Consider the following 18,558-nt stretch of genomic DNA (forward strand, 5'->3'; position numbering starts at 1 on the left):
CTTTCCCTATCCCTGAAATCGCGATACGGGTAAAAAATCGACCGCCTGTTTGCTTGATAATTGAATGATTCTGTGTTAACTTGATTCTTTTTTAATCACTCATCATCAAAAATTCAATTTATGAGTTTAATGAAAGAATTTAAGGCTTTTGCGATGCGCGGAAACGTGGTCGACATGGCCGTTGGTATCATTATTGGCGGCGCTTTCGGAAAGATTGTCGCTTCCTTTGTAAACGACGTGCTGATGCCTCCGATTGGTCTGCTACTGGGAGGCGTCGATTTTAAAGATCTGAAAATCGTACTCCGCGACGATGTGCTGAACGAAGCAGGTGAACTTGTTACCAAGGGGGCAACCCTGCTTTACGGCAACTTCATTCAAACAACCATCGACTTTCTGATCATCGCCTTTGCCATTTTTATGATGATTAAAGCGATGAACCGCATGAAGAAAAAAGAAGAAGAACAACCAGTGCCTGCACCTGAACCTCCTGCGCCTACCAAAGACCAGGAACTGCTGGCCGAAATCCGCGACTTACTGAAAAAGTAGCGGCTAATCATGCAATAGCAAAAGCATTCCTGTTAACGGGGGTGCTTTTGCTACGCAATACTTCTTTGAACACCGCTTTGATCAGTTAAAAGTTATTCTTGGAAAAGTAAAATCGAATTCAGAACTCAGTCAAGAAGAAAAAGATCTTATCGACAAAATATTACTCGAACGATTTGTTGAGCATCCACAAAAGGTCATTGGAATATTTTTAAACGACTCCCGTCGTCGGGATTTCCAATACATCTCTTGGTTTCGCCCCGAGCGGTTTTGGTTCCCAACTACGTACCGTTTTGTTTCAAAACCCGCTGCGCCTCTGTAATCCACTCAATGCTCCATTCAACATATTCTTTCTGACTCGAAAAACTGTCCCATCCCGGCTTATTGATATTATAAGGAGGATCGGCAAATATTAAATCAATTGAGTTCGAGTCAAGCTGTTTTAGATACTTGATTGCATCGTAATTGTACAATTCCCCAAAATCAGTCTTTAAGAACGGTTTAATCGCCTCTTCCGTTTTCAGTTTCGTTCGGTATTGAAGCTCAGGTTGCATTTCATCCGGATCCCGTTCCAAGTCATGTTTCTTTTTCGTTAAGAAACAGTTAAAATTAAGTGATGCTTAATTTATTAATCATTGCTTAATTATATTTGCAGCGTTCGATATCAGATATCTCTTTCGGCATCAGTCGATCGTGACTGTGTACAGGGATATCACGAGAAATAAATTTTAAAATCAGATAGATGGAAAATTTGGTTGTTACCTGTGTGCAAAAAGGGATTACCCTTCCGGCGGAACTTGAAGATATCCTGAAAAACGGTAAAAGCATGACTGTTTTTAACAGCACGGATGAGCTGGCTGTAGCTGCTACCGGTGGTGTAGCGAATCATGAATTTGTTGTGTCGTACGAAACAGAAGGACTGGGTGTAATCTCCGAAGCGATTGTACACCGGGTGAGAAATGGTATTTCGGCCAATTACACCGATCCGTACATGCGGCGGCGCGACCCCGACACGATGGCCATTGCCGATGATCAACCCTCGGATAAAGAGCGCTTTGCCGACAAATACAACTATGCTTTTGATGATTTGCGCAGCTTAACGTTCGACTGGTTGAAAGAGCAAGACCTGGCCATGTTCTTTTTCTTTGCCGGACGCGATGGCATTGGCGCCGGCGGAGTGGCTGTTGCTCCGACCAATGCTGCCTTTTTTGCTATGGGCCTGTCCATGCTGCAGCAAATCATTCCGATTGACGAGCTTCCTCATGGGTTCGAAATAAAATCGGTCATTTATGTTGCCCCCCCATTTCGGCATACGCATTTTAACGGCAAACAAGTGGTGGTACACAATCGACTGGAGCAGGTACACGAGATGTTTTCGTACAACCTGTACCCTGGCCCAAGCGCGAAAAAAGGATTATACGGCGTTCTGCTGAGCCAGGGCGAAAAGGAAAACTGGGTGACAACCCACTGCAGCACCGTGCAGGTAGTGAGCCCTTACGACAACATCACTACCTTCATGCACGAAGGCGCCAGCGGCGGAGGGAAAAGCGAAATGCTCCAGCACATCGTGCGCGAACAGAACGGGCAAATCCTGATCGGTGAAAACACAAAAACCGGCGAACGAAGGCTGATCAACATTCCCTTGTTTTGCACATTCAACCCGGTAACCGACGACATGGCTCTGTGTCATCCGTCCATTCAAAAGAAAAATGGCCGGCTAAGGGTCCTCGATGCCGAGAATGCCTGGTTTATTCGTGTTGACTCCATTAATCAATACGGCGACGACCCGTTCCTCGAGAAAATTACCCTGAACCCGCCCAAACCGCTTTTATTCCTGAACATCGACACCACCCCGGGATCAACCGCCCTGGTCTGGGACCATATTGAAGACGCCCCCGGAAAAAAATGCCCAAACCCCCGGGTTATTTTGCCACGCGAAATTGTTCCGGGAGTAATGAATAAACCGGTTTCGGTTGATGTTCGCAGCTTTGGGGTACGTACCCCACCCTGCTCGGCCGAGGCGCCCTCATACGGTATCCTTGGCTTATTCCACCTGCTGCCGCCGGCGCTGGCCTGGTTGTGGCGGCTGGTTTCGCCCCGCGGACACGCCAACCCCAGCATTGTGAGCAGCGGAGGTATGGAAAGCGAAGGTGTTGGCTCTTACTGGCCGTTTGCCACCGGACAAATGGTTCATCATGCCAACATGTTGCTCGACCAGATTGCAACCACCCCGAGGGTTCGTTACACCTTGACCCCCAACCAGTACGTGGGTGTGTGGAAAGTTGGGTTCAAACCTCAGTTACTCATGCGCGAATACCTGACCCGCCGGGGCGACGCCCAACTGCGACCCGATCAGTACCAGCCGGCAAGATCGTCGCTGCTGGGCTACGAGTTAAATTACCTGACCATTGAAGGAGCAAAGATTCCTTCGCGTTTCTTGCAGGTTTATCGTCAACCCGAGGTAGGCGAAGAAGGCTACGACGCGGGACACCGCATCCTCATGGAGTTCTTCAAAAGTGAAATAAAGAAATATGACACCCCGGCCTTGTCGCCTTTGGGAAAACGGATCATCGAGGCCTGTCTGAACGATGCAACCGTGGAAGACTACGCTTCGCTGCTGGGCAGATAAAAACCTATGAAACGAATGGTATTGACAGGGCCTGTATCCGTCATGATATTTCTGGGGGGTATTTATGCGTGGAGTATGTTTGTACCTCCATTGCAAAATGGATACGGGCTCACAGCAGCTCAAACACAATGGGTCTTTGGGACGGTTATCGCCTCGTTCACCACCGCGATGGTCGGCGCCGACAAATTACTCAAAAGAATTGGCTTCAGGGGAATGATTCTGGCAGCAGGCACGCTGTTTGCCGCAGGATATGTGCTGGCATCCCATCCGGCAGGTCGTTTTGAAACCATTTTTATTGGTATTGGTCTGTTAAGCGGTAACCTGAAATTAATCGGAGAAGGCGCTTATGCCGACCGGCAATTGTTATTGGCCATCGTGTTGTTTTCGCTGGCAAACTTCAGCGGACGTCTTGCTTGGGGGTGGGTCAGCGACCGGTTTTCAACATTCGTCTTGTTGTCGATCGCTTTGGTAGCGCAGGGATTGTCTACCTTTCTCCTGGGACACTTCCGTTTTCCTGTCGCCCTGTTTTACCTGTTGGTGATGACCACTGGCCTGGGCTTCGGCGCCAACTTTGTACTTTTTGCCCGCGAAACAGCGCACGAGTTTGGGATTCACCGGCTGGGTAAAATCTATCCCTTCATTTTCCTGGGCTACGGCCTGGCGGGAATTTTTGGTCCGGTTACCGGCGGCGAGTTGTTCGACCGCTTTCAAAACTTCAGTCTGTCAGGTTCCATTTCACTGGCTGCAAGTATTCTGGCTTTGGGAGCATTCAGACTACAGCTGGTGTTGGTGAAAAAGAGAAACGAATTAAACGCAGTCGAAACCCGGCTTTAAAAAAGGAAGCTGGAATTCAGCGAAAAAAATTTAAACATAAGAATTATGAAACGCTTAGGCGAACGAATAAAAAAGAAACGCGAGACGCTTCATCTTCAATTGAACGATCTGGCAAAACGGGTAGGAATCAGCGCCAGCGCATTATCGCAGATCGAAAAAGCCAAGGCTTTTCCCACGATCGTGACCCTTAAAAACATTGCCGACAGCCTTCACACCACGGTGGGCGATTTGATTGGCGAAAATGAAATGCTTTCGCAAAACCCGCTGATCACTTCCGACGAAAGAAAATTTGTTAAGAAGAATACGGCCGGGAGCGAACTTTTCCTGCTTTCGCACCACGATCCGCTCAAGCAGATGGAAACCTACCTGATCCGATTTAAAGCAGCATCCGATATTTCAGAGTTATTTGCTTCCAGCGCCGGGCAGGTATTTTGCCACGTGTTGAAGGGCGTTTTCGCTTTTCATCTGGATGACGAAATATACACCTTAAATCCCGGCGACAGCTTCTACTTCAACACCGTATTGGAGCACCAGGTAAAACTGATTGGAGGAGAACAGGGCGAATTGTTGTGGATAGTTACTCCTCCCAATGCCTGACATTATTTTCAGGAAAGCGTATTTTCACCGGCCGGAAATCATTTGTATCTTGCCTTTTATAAACAAGCAAGTCATGACCGGATTTAACAATGGTGTTTTTCAGGAACTTTCGGAGATCAGCATTCCCGTGACCAGCCTTTCGGTAAACCGGGGATACGGAGCGTTTGAGTTTTTTGAAGTTATCCGTCGTAAAGCTTTCTTCGGTGACCGCCATTTTGCCCGTTTTACAAACACGCTGAACATTCTGAAGTTAAAAACCGAGTTTCAGGAACGTCTGCCGGAGATTATCGCGGCGTTAATCAGCTACAACCAGGCCGATGATTTTTACATCAAGCTGTTTGCCTTGCCACATACGCCATGTACCGACGGCTTTTACCGGGCGGCGCTGTATATCTTCCCTGCTCGGATGCCACTTTTCGAAACCTCGTTGTACGAAGAGGGAGCCAGCCTGATTACGAAAAATTTTCAGCGCTTTTTACCCGAAGCCAAATCGACCAATTACCTGGCCGGGCAATACTGGATGGACGAACTGACTGATAACCGGGTGGTGGACATCCTTTACCACAACGGAAAAACAGTTCAGGAAAGTTCGCGCGGAAATTTGTTTGCCGTAAAAGAAGGAAAAGTAATCACTCCTGACAAACACATCCTGAAAGGCGTTACACGTAGTTTGGCGCTCGAAATTCTGAAGGAGCAACAAATCCCTCATGCCGAAACGGACCTCGGCCTGGAAGCGCTGTTTTCGTCCGACGAAGTATTCCTGTCGAGCACCACCAAACACATTCTACCGATAACGCGGATTGACGACTCGGTTATTGGCAACGGAAAGCCCGGCGTGATCAGCCAAAAGATCATGACTGAATTTCAACGGATAAAGGAACAATTCACCTAAAAACAGGGCATAAAAAACCCGGCATTTCAGCCGGGTCTGATTTATTTGTTTTGCAACGATTATAAGCCAAACCGTTGTTTTATCTGCCCGATATAATCCAGTTTTTCCCAGGTGAAAAGTTCTACTTCTTTTTCAACTTTTCCCCAATAAGGAGATTCAAATAGTTTCACCACTGTTTGGGGTGTACGCCCCATGTGCCCGTAAGCCGCTGTTTCGCGGTAAATCGGGTTCCTCAGTTTTAAGCGCGCTTCGATAGCGGCCGGGCGCAAGTCGAACAATTCCTTTACCTGTTGTGCAATGGAGCCATCGTCCAGCGTTACTTTCGCGGTGCCGTAGGTATTTACAAAGATACCCACCGGATGCGCCACACCAATGGCATAAGCCAGTTGAACCAACACTTCGTCGGCCACACCTGCTGCCACCAGGTTTTTGGCAATATGGCGGGCAGCATAGGCTGCCGAGCGGTCTACTTTCGACGGATCTTTCCCCGAGAAGGCACCGCCACCGTGCGCGCCTTTGCCGCCGTAAGTATCCACAATAATTTTCCGTCCGGTGAGCCCGGTATCGCCATGAGGCCCGCCGATAACAAATTTGCCGGTTGGGTTCACATGGTAAGTTATATCCTGACCAAACAAGGCTTTCACCCGCTCAGGTAGTTGGGCAATGACACGGGGCATAAGAATTTGAATGACATCGGCCTTAATCTTTGCCAGCATGGGCTCATCGGCGTCAAACTCATCGTGCTGGGTCGAAACCACGATGGTATCTACCCGCTTGGGCGAGTTATCGTCGTTATATTCAATGGTAACCTGCGATTTGGAGTCTGGCCGCAGGTAAGCCATCTCGTTCCCCTCGCGCCGTATCCGCGCCAACTCCATCAGAATCCGGTGCGACAGCTCGAGCGGAAGCGGCATATAATCGTCGGTTTCCTTACAGGCATAGCCAAACATCATACCCTGATCGCCGGCGCCCTGTTCCATTTTATCCACCTTGTCAACTCCCCGGTTAATGTCGGGGCTTTGTTCGTGAATAGCTGTCAATACCCCGCACGAATCACCATCAAAACGATAAGCGGCCTTTGTATAACCAATCTCGTTAATCACTTTACGGGCAGTTTCCTGCACATCAACGTATGTTTTCGATTTCACTTCGCCGGCCAACACCACCTGCCCGGTGGTCACCAGCGTTTCAATGGCCACTTTTGACTCGGGGTCAAAGGCCAAAAATTCATCCAGCAACGCATCCGAAATCTGATCTGAAACTTTATCCGGATGTCCTTCAGATACCGATTCACTTGTAAATAAATAGCTCATACTTCAATTTGTAAAATTAAACACCCACCGCAATCAATCCAGTTGATTATCAGCAAATAAAAGTATGTGGAGGAGATTGAATTGAATTGAAAAATCAAAGCGATTACTTTAGCATTTTTTTTATGTGGTTGCAATCAATCTCAAATCTGTCCACAAATTACGATGCAAAAATAATATCTTTTTTGAGGATTCAAAACAGTAAAAATCAGAACATTTAAAAAAGGATCTCAATTTTATCTTATCCTTCTGTTTCTAAAATAAAAACATTGTGATAAATTAGACGGACATTTATCATCGGCTTTTTATTTGCCATGATTTAACCAAATTACCAACTATTTAAACAAACAACAGCTATGAAAAAGATCGTCCTGTTCGCCTTCATGGCGATGATCAGCACAAACTTATTTTCGCAGATGGAAAAAGGGAGCCTTACTTTTCTTTTGGATGGGCATTATATGAAAACCAGCTCGTCAGCCGGCGTAAGCACCAACTACACCGCCACCGACGGCGATTATGTCAGTTTTGCCCCGTCCGTAGCCTACGGCCTGACCAACCACCTGACTATTGGCATTGGAGTAGATTATGAACGCGACAAGGAAGAACGATACAACCATCTTTATTTCAACCATTTTGCTCAGGCCGAAATGATGCATATCAAATCAAAGGCCCTTCTTCCGTCGCTTTACCTGGGCTACCATCATCCGCTAACTAACAAGCTGTTTATTGGTTCAACCATGAAATTCAGTTACGGAGAAGTCAAAACGTCCTACCAAACCACCTATGCCGGTGTGGAAGAATTGACTGTCATTGATGAGTTGAACGAAGCGCCGAATATCTATGTCAGATCCATTGAATCGGAAACAAAAACAGATTATTTTCGTGTCAGGCTGTACCCGGAACTGACTTATTTTTTAAGCGAACGTTTTGGTCTGCTACTGGGGCTGGGTGGTATTGAATACTCCCTGCACGACTGGGAACAAGATACTTCAAGCTGGCAGGTCAATTTTAACCCGTCGTACTGGAGGCTGGGCTTTAAGCTGAACCTGTAAAAATCTATACCCGTACCGGTTTATCAAATCGTTCAACCTGCAACTTTCCCGGGAAGACATTCCGTGGTTATGAATTTGAATTTTGGGTCAGCTCCCGAAAGATACTTTCGAGACTGGCCTGTTTTTCGTTTAAGGTAAGGATGATTAACCCGTTATCAACTGCAAAGCGAAAAAGCGCGGGCCGGAGGTCGTCGCCATCGATGGCCGTAACGAGAAATGACCTATCGCCAAGCTGATCGACAGCTCTCACCGAAAGCTGCCTGCTGATGAGTGATGTATCGACAGTTGTACTGAACTCGACAAACACCTGCTGCCCCGACAGCAAGTTCCCGGCTTTTACCTGTTCAACCGGCCCGTCGGCAATCAACCTGCCCTGGTTGATAATGATTACCCGGGTGCAGATGGCTTCCACTTCCTGCATGATGTGCGTGGAAAAAAGCACTGTCTTCTGACGGCTGATTTCACGGATGAGCGAACGAATCTCTTCGAGTTGATTCGGGTCCAGCCCGGTCGTCGGCTCATCCAGAATCAGAATCGACGGATCGTGAATCAACGCCTGGGCCAGCCCTACCCGCTGCCGGTAGCCTTTCGAAAGCGCTTTGATCTTTTTATGCCCTTCGGGGCCAAGACCGGTTTTTTGCATCACCTCCTCCACTTTCTTACGTTTCTCCGAAAGATGATAAAATCCCGCGATAAGCGTCAGGTATTCCCGGATGTACAAATCGGTATAAAGCGGATTGTGCTCGGGGAGATAACCAACTTCCATCCTGATCTGATGATTTTCGGGAGTAACCTGCTGACCGTTTATAAAAACAGAGCCATGATCGGGAGCCAGGTACCCCGTTATAATTTTCATCAGGGTTGATTTTCCTGCGCCATTCGGCCCCAGGAAACCAACCAACTCGCCACTCCTGAGCTCAACGTTAAGCTCGTCGATCGCTTTTTGCTTTCCGTAAAATTTCGAAATACCTTGAATCTGAACAGACATGTCTCGTGTTTGATGTTCAAAAATAAAGAAAACCGGCGTACGACAAGGGATTTCATGCCGTAAAATTATTTTTGAGAGAAAGCGACGAAGCAAAAGTTGCATTTATTTTGGATAGCGACTAACAAAGAAGAACCAAAGCGATATCCGATCTGATTTATTTTGGTATTTTCAGCGCGCTGAAAAAAACATGACTATCCTCATTTTATCTGTCTAAATCAGTTTAAATTAGGGGCAGGCATTTTTTATTCGTTAACTTTAATTTAACTTTGTGGCTCTTCTAAAATTGCTTGACGGAAATGGAAGATCGGAACTTTAATTACATAAAAGATTTGACCAGGTACCAACGCCAACAAACATCCAGTGTTCAGATTGGTAAAGTGCCTATTGGAAGCGCTTACCCGATTCGGATTCAGTCCATGACCGACACCGACTCCAAGGATACCGAGGCTACGGTTGAGCAAATCATACGGATCATAAAAGCAGGCGCCGACTATGTTCGGGTGACGGTGAAAGGAGTTAATGATGCGGAAAACCTGAGAAATATTAAGCGCGAGCTGGTGGCACGGGGATACGAAACGCCTTTGATCGCCGATATTCATTTTAACCCGAAACTGGCTGAAATTGCTGCAAAATACATTTCCAAGGTACGCATAAACCCGGGAAATTTTTACGATAAGCGGGCCCGCTTCGAACAGCATTTATACACCGACGAGGAATATAAAGAAGAACTGATCCGGATCGAAGAACAGTTTATCCCATTTCTGGAAGTTCTGAAGCAAACCAACACCGCGCTGCGAATCGGCGCGAACCAGGGTTCGCTGTCCGACCGGATCATGAGCCGTTACGGCGATACGCCTGCCGGCATCTCCGAATCGGTTATGGAATTCCTGCGCATCTGCAAAAAAGTCGACTATAAAAATGTGGTGATTTCCATCAAGTCGAGCAATACCCGTATGATGGTGTATACCGTTCGCCTGTTAAACAAACGGATGCGGCTGGAAGATATGGAATTCCCGCTGCACCTGGGCGTAACTGAAGCGGGAGAAGGGGAAGACGGCCGGATCAAATCGGCCGTTGGCATCGGGGCCCTGCTGGCTGACGGAATTGGCGATACCATCCGCGTTTCGTTAACCGAAAATCCGGAAAAAGAAATTCCCGTAGCCCGGAAAATGATCGACCACATTAAAACCTACCAAAACCACGAACCCATTAAAGCGCCCCTGTTCGCACAAACAAATCCCTTTGAGTACGAACGCCGTTCGGTGCGGCCGGTCATGAATATGGGCGGAAAACAGGTTCCCGTGGTTGTAGCCGACCTGCGTAACCGGAACCTCTCGGAAGTGTTGCCCATGCGCGGCAAACAAATCCCCGAATATTTTCTGAAGAAAGACCATATTCTCGATATCGAGGGAAATTCATACCCGATCCTCGACCTGGAGGAATACCTGTTCGGCGGAAGTCATTGGGGACAAATGAAATTTATCCGGACCAATAAAATGGAATTCGACCGTTTTATGTCCGAAAACCCCGAAATTATTACCAAACTGAAGCAAACCCGTAAAACGGTCCTTATTCTTGAGAGTTTTAACAAGAATCCGCTGGCTGAATTACGCGCTTTCTTTATGGCGCTGGAATCGCATATCTGGAAAGTGCCTGTCATTATTTTAAGAAGTTACAAAGAAAACCGGCTCGAAGATTTGCAAATAAAAGCATCCGTCGACCTGGGAGGTTTACTCATCGACGGTTACGGCGACGGCATTTGCATCACCAACGACAGCGACAACATCACCTTTACCGACCTGAAAGACCTGAGTTTCTCAGTTTTACAGGCAAGCCGCATGCGCGTGACCAAAACCGAATTTATTTCCTGTCCCGGTTGTGGCCGCACCTTGTTCGACCTGCACGAAACCACCCTGAAAATAAAGGCGCACTTCAAACACCTGAGCCATCTTAAAATCGGCGTTATGGGCTGCGTAGTGAACGGGCCGGGTGAAATGGGCGACGTAGACTACGGTTTTGTTGGCGCCGGACCGGGCAAAATAAATCTTTACAAAGGGCAATCGCTGAAAAAAAGGCATATCCCCTTCGAAAATGCGGTTTACGAACTGGAAAGCCTCATCAAAGAAAACGGCGACTGGAAAGAACCGGAAGATCATTCCTGAATTTTTAATTCCGCCCTCGGGTGATGAAAATCTGATTCAAAAAAAAAAAGCTGTGGCCCCTGACCAGCAGCTTTTACAAACAGTTACATTGCTCCTTCAATTGGCAGAAATCCGGAGCCACTGAAGCCAGGGAGGTGTCCCGACGGGACAGCGTCTTTACCCCGAAAACTTCGGTTACCGGCAGGTCTTCTGGCTTACCCGATTCCAAACACCTTCCCGTCCGTCAGTTGACGGACAGTGGCATAACATCCGGAATCATTTAGCGGGTTTACAGCTGCGGGGACAGCTCCTGTTTTTCACAGGATTCCCTTTTCATTCGAACTGAATAACAGGATCGAAACCGGTAACATGAGTGCAATAATACGGATATTTTCACCACCCGAAGTTAAGCCGAACTTAAATTTTTAATTCTTTTTAAGAGAAATTTGCCCTTCTATCGGCCCGATAATCCTAACTTTGGCAAAAATGAAATTATTCGCGTCATGAAAATAAATCTGCTCCTCATCTTTATCTGCCTCCTGATTTTAGGCTTATCATGCAAGGAAAAAGGCTACCCTAAACCCAAAGATCTGATTGGCGAGAAAAAGATGGTAGACATTCTTTATGATATTCATATGTACGACGCCATCGATGATAAGTATAAATATCAGCGGTTCGACAGCCTTAAAATCGACTCCAAACAACTTTATCAAACCATTTTGAATAAACACCAGCTAACGGATTCGTTGCTGGCCCAATCGCTTATTTATTATTCGTCGCGGCCAAAGGTTTATGAAAAAATTTACGGGAAAGTGATTGAACGGTTCAATTTGCAACAGGAAGAAATGAAGAAGCTCGAAAATATAAATGTAATAGAGCCTTAAGCCGCTGCATCGCCGATACCCGAATCAGTACAAGAGCCTGTTTCCTGTCAAAAGTGAATCCAAACCTTGCATTTAATCAGGTGAAAAAATTTGCAGCCCATATTGTTTTCCCGGTCAATAGCCCTCCAATAAACAAAGGCATTGTTGAAGTTGACCGGGACGGAACCATCAGCCGGCTCATCGTGCCGGAGGACGGACTGCGGGAAATGGCCGGTATGGAGTTTCATAACGGAATTATCTGCCCGGCATTTGTCAATTTGTTTGAACGGATGGAATTGCCCGATTTTTTTTCGCATTTCCCCGAACTAAAAGAATTTGAATTCCTGGTCCCTGCAAAACGCCCCGACGACCGGGATATCCTGAACTGGATGAAGTCCATTCAGTTGCAAAGCGCTGCCTTCACCCTCGAAGAACTGATTTACCTTTTTACCCTGAAGTCGGCCCGGATTGCCGGCCTGCAAAACGAACGGGGAACGCTCGATTCCGGCAAAAAGCCCGGACTGCTGCTCATCAGCCAGATGGATTACCGCAATTTGCAACTGAGTGAAAACAGCCGGTTGAAAAGACTGATATAATCCGTATTTTTGCCCGAAAGTTTAAAAAATGTCCACCTTCCTGTTTGATAAGATTATTTTTGGCCCGGTAAAAAGCCGCCGGTTGGGCGTCTCGCTGGGTATAAACCTGCTTCCTGTTGACCGTAAAATCTGTTCGTTCGACTGTATTTATTGCGAATGCGGCTGGACGCCCCGCAAGCGGGAAAAGAAATCGACGCTGCCGGGCAGAGATGAAGTTGCTGAAAAACTGGAAGGACAGTTACAATTAATGCGCGCCTCCGACGAACTCCCGCATGTGATCACCTTTGCCGGGAACGGGGAACCAACACTTCATCCTGATTTTCCGGGGATCATTGACGATACCATCCGTTTACGCAACCAATATGCCCCGGATTGCCGCATCGCCGTGCTGTCGAATGCCACCATGATTCATCGTGAGCCGGTATTTCAGGCCCTGCTTAAGGTGGAAGACAATATTCTGAAACTTGATTCGGCTCTGCCCGAAACCGTTGAATTGCTTGACTGTCCGATCGGACATTTCAAACTGGATGAAGTCATCAGTAACCTGAAACGTTTCGGCCGGCAAGCCACTATTCAAACCCTGTTTATCCGGGGAGAATTTAAGAGCCGCCAAATTGACAATACCAGCGAAGAGGAACTCTCGGCCTGGCTGAAAGCGCTGGAATACATCGGCCCGAGGCAGGTGATGATCTATACAATCGACCGCGACACTCCCGCCCAGGGACTGGTAAAGATTCCCCTGGACGAACTCAACCGCATTGCCGCGCGTGTGCGTCAGGCCGGTTTTGACGTGCAGGTTTCGGGTTAATTTAAGCTTGTCCGGGTCCATTCGGTTGAACGCCCCAACCATTTGATGCCCACCACGTAGCCTTTCAGGTATAACTGATCTGTTTGACCGGTAAACCAGCCATAACAATCGTAGGTTTTACCCGATTTCGGATCGTAGATTCGTCCGCCCTGCCATTCTTTTTTCTGTGCATCGTAAGTTAATCCCGATAAAATCTGCATTCCGATCAGGGAGCGGTTGCGTAAGGTAACGTCCGGATTTTTGTCGTCATTCGGAGCCTGCCCGTTTTCGTATTTCTCGGGAATCATGTACACAATCGTGCCACAAAATTTGCCGTCTTTTTCAACGATTTCAATTTTCGAGGTCTTTTCATCATTCCACCAAATACCGGTAATGCTCCCGGCAGTTTGAGCGGTGGCTGTATTCAGCCATAAACCAAACAGAAAAAGGATCAGAATTTTCTTCATAAAATGAGTATAACGGGTTATTACCGGCTAAATATAGTAAGATTCCGGATTGAAAAACCAGGAGGTGATTAACTTTAAATCAATGGCTTACTGATAACACACGAGCGAAACATAATCGACCACTTTATCGGCAGGACGAACTTCACCCGAGTTTCCCCGTTGCAATACGCGGATCTCCGGATGCGGGGCCACCATCCGGGCATAGGCCACCAGCGTCATCACCGGGCCGTATCCGCAGGCCGAAACCTTGTATTCTTTCACAGCATGAAAAATACCGGCTGTATCCAGTTTCAGAATCCGGTCAATCACATGCTGGTCTTTTTCGTAGCCGGTTGCAGCTGTTTCATAGTGCGAGAAATCTGACGAAGCAATCAGCACGATTTTCCGTCCCGTTTTCTTTTGTGCCTGATGTATCCGTTTGGCAAGTAAACCGGCGCTCTCAACAGTCTGGCTGTTCATGGTAATCATCACCACCCGAAACGGTTCCCGAAGAAAAAACTGTAACAGCGGGAGCTGAACTTCGCCTGAATGTTCGAGGGCATGAGCTGATTCATTAGCCGGAATATCCAGCGCCTCATTAAACTCCCGGTCTATCTCAGCTTTTCCGAGCGGCGTTTCCCAGAAACCGGACAGACTGCAATTAAACTGACCAGATCCGTAACCCGTATGATTGGGATTGACAATAATCACCGTGTCCACCTGTTGATGGCTTTGCTGAAGAAGGGCATAAAAATAAACAGCATGATAAGCAGAATAAACATAACCGGCATGGGGTACAATGCCCCCAATCAGCTGATTGTTTGCCAGTTCGAACTGGATTTGGTTTTTCCCGGCCTCAAAAGCATGTTGAATGAACTGGGTTAAGGCCGTTTTTGATTTGGGGTAGAATGTACCGGCAAAAACGGGCTCACGAATGGGTGTTCTCATAATTCATGTATTTTATTTCGTGTAATGCACAGTTTAAACAGTGTCCTTCTGCGTCCAGTCCGGTCACAGCTGTCAGGTAAAAATTACGCTCGATCAGCTTACGCCCGCAAGCCGAACAAAAGGTATCGGCATGGTCGCCTGCAGGCAGGTTACCCGCATATACATGGTGCAGGTAATTTTTCGCCACATCGTATAAGCGAAACAGGATCTCAGCAGGCGTCGGTGGCAAACTCAGCCGGTATGCCGGAAAATACGCAGAAAGGTGCAGAACCGTTGATTTTCCGGTTTCTCCGGATATCCACCGGCACATCTCGCCGAACACCGTTTCATTGTCGTTCAGTCCCGGGATCAGCAAATTGGTCAGTTCCAAATGCGAACCGGCTCGACTGATCCGACGGATCGTTTTCAGCACCGGGTCAAGCGTTCCCTTGCAATACGCCCGGTAAAACTTTCCGTCAAATGCCTTCAGATCAATATTAAAGGCATCCATGTACGGCAACAACCGGTCCAGCGGTTCGGGCTGAATGTACCCGTTGCTGATCATGGCAGTCACCAGCCCGGCCTTTTTAGCCAGGACAGCCGACCTCAGCATAAATTCGTAATTCACTACCGGTTCGTTGTACGTGAAAGCAATTCCCAGGTTGTGCCCGGTAAACAAGGCTGCCTCCACCAGCTTTTCAGGGGTAACGCAAGTTTGTTCATCCGTGGAAACCATCGTTTGTGAAAGATGGTGATTCTGACAAAATTGGCAGTGAAAATTACAGCCGTTTGTTCCAACCGATAAAATTTTTCCTCCCGGGTAAAAATGGTATAAAGGTTTTTTCTCAACCGGATCGAGCCTGATGGCGGCAAGCTTGCCGTAAACCTCCGAAATCAGCCGGCCCTGCACATTCTTTCTGACAAGGCAATCACCATACGCATTCTCTGCAATACGGCATTGCCTTGGGCATAACTGACATTTCACGGCATGGTCGTTCAGGCGGATATAAAAATCGGTTTCGTACAAAGTCATTGAGTACTTTCCTTTCCGTTGCATACTTGCCTATACGAGTAATCCGGATAAAGGGTATTTTTAATGACGGACGCGATGGGGACAATGGCTGTTCTCCCTGATAAAAATCCTGTTCTTTCCGGGCTTTCTGCTTTATGTTTGTGATCAAAAATCAGTTGGATGAAAACCTGGTTAATCATACTGATACTTTCGATCCCGACGCTGCATGGTTTATCGCAGGAGCAGAAATTCACCCTCGAAGCCGAGCTGCTTTTTCACAGCCGGCATCTTTGGCGTGGCATGCAGTTTGGCAACAGCCCCACGGCTGAGCCATCAGTCACCCTGGGTAAAGGACGGTTTTCGTTTAACCTGTGGGCTGCCAAAACCTTCGACGATTCGTATGCTGAAATCGATCTGATTCCCTCGTTCCGGCTTAACGGGATGGAAATCAGCTTGATGGATTATTACAACCCGGTACCCGGGACAGACAATCATTTTTTTAACTTAAAAGACGGGCAACACCGGCATTCCACAGAACTGGTGATCAGCCTTGAGCGAACAGAGAAGTGGCCGGTACGCAGTTTGGCAGGCGTCTTCTTTTTTGGAGATCAGAATCCCGACACCGGTAAACCATATTATTCAACCTATGCCGAATTGGCCTGCCCGTTTCGCGCCTTAAGTTTGCAGGTTGAACCCGCCGTTGGATTAACAACCCACAAAGGATACTATGCCGATGAATTTGCCGTCATCAACACCGGCATTAAAGTCAAAAAAGAATTCCGGATTAGTCAGTCGTTGACTGTTCCCCTCCGGCTTTCGGCAGTCCACAATCCTTATCAGGACAAGCTGTTTTTCTCAGTGGCAGGCGGCATCAGGCTGCCATAAACCAAAGCCAGGCCTGCGGAAAAATTCATTTGTCTGTAATGATTTTATTAACAATCTTACCTATCCATTGTTAGTGCAAAGGAAACCAAACCTGCGGGGAAGCAGGCAGGACCATCTTTCTGTAAATATTATTTGACTGATCATTCAATACTTAACGGGTGATGAAGAAATTTAAACGGATACACACAATCGCATGGCTGACATTTTTTGCTATGTTAGCTGCTATGACAGCTTACAGCCAGAAAAGCCGGGAAGAAATTCCGGATAAACATAAATGGAACATGACTGACCTCTTTGCATCGGACGAAGCATGGCGCGAGGCCGTAAATGAATTGACCGTACGCATGGATCAGGTGGAACAGTTTAAAGGAACCCTGACTGGCTCGGCCGGAAACCTGTTGAGAGCGCTGCAATTTAACAGCGAAATTTCAAAAGAAGCGTCGAAAATTTATTTGTACGCCGGCATGAACTCGGACCTTGACACCCGAAACATGAAATACAACGGCATGAAGCAGGAATTGCAGCAACTGTTTTCAACCTTTGGATCAAAAGCAGCCTATATGGAACCTGAAATTCTGACTACCGACTGGTCAACCATCGAACGGTTCATAAAGGAAGAGCCCAAACTCGAAATGTACCGCATGGCCTTGGAAAATATGTTCCGCACGAAAGCCCATTCGTTAAGTGAAAAAGAAGAACGGATCATGGCGCTTGCCGGCATGGTGACTTCGGTCCCGCAGGCCGTGTACGGAACTTTTTCGAACGCCGAAATGCCCCGCCCCGAAGTGACGCTCTCGAGCGGTGAAACCATCGAAATCGGCAGCGCCGAATACAACCGTTTCCGGGCAGCCGCGAACCGCGACGACCGCCAACTCGTTTTCGAAACGTATTGGGCCAACTACGACAAGTTTAAAGCCAGCTACGGCGAAATGCTCTATGGAAGCGTAAAAACCCATATTTTTAATGCCCGCGCCCGCCATTACCAATCGTCGCTTGATGCAGCGCTTTACCCGAATAACATCCCGGTGGAGGTGTACCATTCACTGGTTGACAACGTGAATAAAAACCTGCCGGCTTTTTACCGTTACCTGGATATCAAAAAACGGCTGATGGGACTGGATACCTTAAAATACCTCGATTTGTACGCGCCGTCGGTAAAAGATGTCGATTTAACTTATTCGTACGACGAAGCTGCCCGGATTATGCTGGAGTCGCTAAAGCCGCTTGGCAAGGAGTATGTAAACACCGTGAAAAAAGCCATCGACGGAGGGTGGATTGACGTATACCCCACGCCGGCCAAACGTTCGGGGGCCTATTCCAATGGTTCTTTTTACGATGGTCATCCTTTCATTTTACTGAACTACACCGATCTTTACGACGACGTGAGCACCCTGACCCACGAACTGGGACATACCATGCACAGCTACTTCTCAAATAAAACCCAACCCTACCCCACTTCCCGCTATGTGACCTTCGTGGCCGAAGTGGCGTCGACCTTTAACGAAGTATTGTTGTTTAATTACATGATTGACCGGGTGAAAGACGACGATATAAAACTTTCTATCCTGATGAACTGGCTCGACCGCTTTAAAGGAACCCTGTTCCGCCAAACCCAGTTTGCCGAGTTTGAGCTGAAAATCCATGAGGAAGCCGAAAAAGGAAAGCCGCTTACCGGAGACACCTTTTCCGAAATATATACCGACATTGTAAACCGGTATTACGGCCACGACCAGGGCATTTGCCATGTCGACGATTATATCCGAATGGAATGGGCTTTTGTCCCGCACTTCTTCTACAACTTCTATGTATACCAGTACAGTACCTCGTTCACCGCATCGATATCGCTGGCCGAGAAGGTCATGAGCGGCGACCGGGAAGCCCTGAAAAAATACCTGGCCTTCCTGTCATCCGGCGGTTCGGATTACCCGATTGAACTGTTGAAGAAAGCCGGCGTGGACATGACGACTTCCGAGCCGTTTGAAAAAACCATCGCTTCGATGAATAAGGTCATGGACGAAATTGAAAAGATCCTGGATAAACGAAAGTAACCTGGCGC

18 protein-coding genes and 1 riboswitch are annotated in these 18,558 nt (G+C 47.5%); of the genes, 12 read left to right on the plus strand and 6 right to left on the minus strand.

The features are described 5' to 3' along the window. The first annotated feature begins 120 nt into the window (after positions 1-120). On the plus strand, positions 121-546 hold the full coding sequence (gene mscL, locus AC6H3C_RS23845) for a large-conductance mechanosensitive channel protein MscL (protein ID WP_497518171.1): 426 nt from the start codon (positions 121-123) through the stop codon (positions 544-546). Positions 547-824: 278 nt separating this feature from the next. Here the strand turns inward: mscL and AC6H3C_RS23850 are convergent, their stop codons facing one another. Beyond that, on the minus strand, positions 825-1,118 hold the full coding sequence (locus tag AC6H3C_RS23850) for a DNA methyltransferase (RefSeq protein ID WP_497518173.1): 294 nt from the start codon (positions 1,116-1,118) through the stop codon (positions 825-827). A 167-nt stretch (positions 1,119-1,285) separates the two neighbouring features. On the opposite strand from AC6H3C_RS23850, the gene AC6H3C_RS23855 reads away from it, so the two are divergent. The 4 genes from AC6H3C_RS23855 to AC6H3C_RS23870 all read left to right on the plus strand — a co-directional run bounded on the left by AC6H3C_RS23855 (position 1,286) and on the right by AC6H3C_RS23870 (position 5,495). Beyond that, complete coding sequence (locus AC6H3C_RS23855; protein ID WP_497518175.1) at positions 1,286-3,172, plus strand: DUF4914 family protein; 1,887 nt, start codon at positions 1,286-1,288, stop codon at positions 3,170-3,172. A 6-nt stretch (positions 3,173-3,178) separates the two neighbouring features. After that, complete coding sequence (locus AC6H3C_RS23860; RefSeq protein ID WP_497518176.1) at positions 3,179-4,006, plus strand: MFS transporter; 828 nt, start codon at positions 3,179-3,181, stop codon at positions 4,004-4,006. Between the two features lie 45 nt (positions 4,007-4,051). Then, positions 4,052-4,603 (plus strand): helix-turn-helix domain-containing protein, encoded by a 552-nt coding sequence (locus tag AC6H3C_RS23865; protein WP_497518177.1) that lies wholly within the window; start codon positions 4,052-4,054, stop codon positions 4,601-4,603. A gap of 73 nt (positions 4,604-4,676) precedes the next feature. Further along, positions 4,677-5,495, plus strand: coding sequence for an aminotransferase class IV (locus tag AC6H3C_RS23870; RefSeq protein WP_497518179.1), 819 nt, complete (start codon positions 4,677-4,679; stop codon positions 5,493-5,495). Positions 5,496-5,554: 59 nt separating this feature from the next. Here AC6H3C_RS23870 and metK read toward each other — a convergent pair whose 3' ends face one another. After that, entirely contained in the window at positions 5,555-6,808 is a 1,254-nt protein-coding gene (gene metK / locus AC6H3C_RS23875; RefSeq protein WP_497518181.1) for a methionine adenosyltransferase, read from the minus strand. 353 nt (positions 6,809-7,161) lie between these two features. Here metK and AC6H3C_RS23880 point away from each other — a divergent pair, with 353 nt between their 5' ends. Beyond that, the gene (locus AC6H3C_RS23880) at positions 7,162-7,857 is read left to right on the plus strand and encodes a hypothetical protein (RefSeq protein WP_497518182.1); all 696 of its coding nucleotides are present in this window, start codon (positions 7,162-7,164) and stop codon (positions 7,855-7,857) included. Between the two features lie 67 nt (positions 7,858-7,924). Here AC6H3C_RS23880 and gldA read toward each other — a convergent pair whose 3' ends face one another. Beyond that, a complete protein-coding gene (gldA, locus tag AC6H3C_RS23885) occupies positions 7,925-8,845 on the minus strand; it encodes a gliding motility-associated ABC transporter ATP-binding subunit GldA (RefSeq protein ID WP_497518184.1) in 921 nt (306 codons plus the stop codon). Positions 8,846-9,141: 296 nt separating this feature from the next. Between gldA and ispG the strand changes: the two genes are divergently transcribed. The 4 genes from ispG to AC6H3C_RS23905 all read left to right on the plus strand — a co-directional run bounded on the left by ispG (position 9,142) and on the right by AC6H3C_RS23905 (position 13,253). Continuing rightward, entirely contained in the window at positions 9,142-11,007 is a 1,866-nt protein-coding gene (ispG, locus tag AC6H3C_RS23890) for a (E)-4-hydroxy-3-methylbut-2-enyl-diphosphate synthase (RefSeq protein ID WP_497518186.1), read from the plus strand. A 162-nt stretch (positions 11,008-11,169) separates the two neighbouring features. Beyond that, positions 11,170-11,367: riboswitch (cobalamin riboswitch) on the minus strand. A 122-nt stretch (positions 11,368-11,489) separates the two neighbouring features. Continuing rightward, entirely contained in the window at positions 11,490-11,870 is a 381-nt protein-coding gene (locus AC6H3C_RS23895; protein WP_497518188.1) for a DUF4296 domain-containing protein, read from the plus strand. An 80-nt stretch (positions 11,871-11,950) separates the two neighbouring features. Continuing rightward, the gene (locus AC6H3C_RS23900) at positions 11,951-12,445 is read left to right on the plus strand and encodes a hypothetical protein (RefSeq protein ID WP_497518190.1); all 495 of its coding nucleotides are present in this window, start codon (positions 11,951-11,953) and stop codon (positions 12,443-12,445) included. A gap of 28 nt (positions 12,446-12,473) precedes the next feature. Then, on the plus strand, positions 12,474-13,253 hold the full coding sequence (locus AC6H3C_RS23905; RefSeq protein WP_497518191.1) for a radical SAM protein: 780 nt from the start codon (positions 12,474-12,476) through the stop codon (positions 13,251-13,253). Here AC6H3C_RS23905 and AC6H3C_RS23910 read toward each other — a convergent pair. From AC6H3C_RS23910 to amrS, 3 genes are all read right to left on the minus strand, one after another. Further along, positions 13,250-13,699 carry a DUF2147 domain-containing protein gene (locus tag AC6H3C_RS23910; RefSeq protein ID WP_497518193.1) on the minus strand — a complete coding sequence of 150 codons (450 nt, stop codon included), beginning with the start codon at positions 13,697-13,699 and terminating at the stop codon, positions 13,250-13,252. The two genes, AC6H3C_RS23905 and AC6H3C_RS23910, sit on opposite strands and share 4 nt — an antisense overlap. An 87-nt stretch (positions 13,700-13,786) precedes the next feature. Continuing rightward, complete coding sequence (gene amrB, locus AC6H3C_RS23915) at positions 13,787-14,626, minus strand: AmmeMemoRadiSam system protein B (RefSeq protein ID WP_497518195.1); 840 nt, start codon at positions 14,624-14,626, stop codon at positions 13,787-13,789. Further along, positions 14,607-15,662, minus strand: coding sequence for an AmmeMemoRadiSam system radical SAM enzyme (gene amrS, locus AC6H3C_RS23920; protein WP_497518196.1), 1,056 nt, complete (start codon positions 15,660-15,662; stop codon positions 14,607-14,609). The genes amrB and amrS overlap by 20 nt, the downstream gene beginning before the upstream one ends. A gap of 135 nt (positions 15,663-15,797) precedes the next feature. Between amrS and AC6H3C_RS23925 the strand changes: the two genes are divergently transcribed. Both AC6H3C_RS23925 and pepF read left to right on the plus strand, forming a co-directional pair. After that, a complete protein-coding gene (locus tag AC6H3C_RS23925) occupies positions 15,798-16,502 on the plus strand; it encodes a hypothetical protein (protein WP_497518197.1) in 705 nt (234 codons plus the stop codon). Between the two features lie 161 nt (positions 16,503-16,663). Further along, positions 16,664-18,550, plus strand: a complete 1,887-nt coding sequence (gene pepF / locus AC6H3C_RS23930; protein WP_497518198.1) for an oligoendopeptidase F — start codon at positions 16,664-16,666, stop codon at positions 18,548-18,550. Positions 18,551-18,558 lie beyond the last annotated feature (8 nt).

The organism is Gaoshiqia sp. US2, assembly GCF_059705485.1.

Bases quoted from the DNA above. Each gene is read 5' to 3' on its own strand.
- mscL (WP_497518171.1), top strand. From the start codon at position 121: ATGAGTTTAATGAAAGAATTTAAGGCTTTTGCGATGCGCGGAAACGTG.
- AC6H3C_RS23855 (WP_497518175.1), top strand. From the start codon at position 1,286: ATGGAAAATTTGGTTGTTACCTGTGTGCAAAAAGGGATTACCCTTCCG.
- AC6H3C_RS23860 (WP_497518176.1), top strand. From the start codon at position 3,179: ATGAAACGAATGGTATTGACAGGGCCTGTATCCGTCATGATATTTCTG.
- AC6H3C_RS23865 (WP_497518177.1), top strand. From the start codon at position 4,052: ATGAAACGCTTAGGCGAACGAATAAAAAAGAAACGCGAGACGCTTCAT.
- AC6H3C_RS23870 (WP_497518179.1), top strand. From the start codon at position 4,677: ATGACCGGATTTAACAATGGTGTTTTTCAGGAACTTTCGGAGATCAGC.
- metK (WP_497518181.1), bottom strand. From the start codon at position 6,808: ATGAGCTATTTATTTACAAGTGAATCGGTATCTGAAGGACATCCGGAT.
- AC6H3C_RS23880 (WP_497518182.1), top strand. From the start codon at position 7,162: ATGAAAAAGATCGTCCTGTTCGCCTTCATGGCGATGATCAGCACAAAC.
- gldA (WP_497518184.1), bottom strand. From the start codon at position 8,845: ATGTCTGTTCAGATTCAAGGTATTTCGAAATTTTACGGAAAGCAAAAA.
- ispG (WP_497518186.1), top strand. From the start codon at position 9,142: ATGGAAGATCGGAACTTTAATTACATAAAAGATTTGACCAGGTACCAA.
- AC6H3C_RS23895 (WP_497518188.1), top strand. From the start codon at position 11,490: ATGAAAATAAATCTGCTCCTCATCTTTATCTGCCTCCTGATTTTAGGC.
- AC6H3C_RS23905 (WP_497518191.1), top strand. From the start codon at position 12,474: ATGTCCACCTTCCTGTTTGATAAGATTATTTTTGGCCCGGTAAAAAGC.
- AC6H3C_RS23910 (WP_497518193.1), bottom strand. From the start codon at position 13,699: ATGAAGAAAATTCTGATCCTTTTTCTGTTTGGTTTATGGCTGAATACA.
- amrB (WP_497518195.1), bottom strand. From the start codon at position 14,626: ATGAGAACACCCATTCGTGAGCCCGTTTTTGCCGGTACATTCTACCCC.
- amrS (WP_497518196.1), bottom strand. From the start codon at position 15,662: ATGCAACGGAAAGGAAAGTACTCAATGACTTTGTACGAAACCGATTTT.
- AC6H3C_RS23925 (WP_497518197.1), top strand. From the start codon at position 15,798: ATGAAAACCTGGTTAATCATACTGATACTTTCGATCCCGACGCTGCAT.
- pepF (WP_497518198.1), top strand. From the start codon at position 16,664: ATGAAGAAATTTAAACGGATACACACAATCGCATGGCTGACATTTTTT.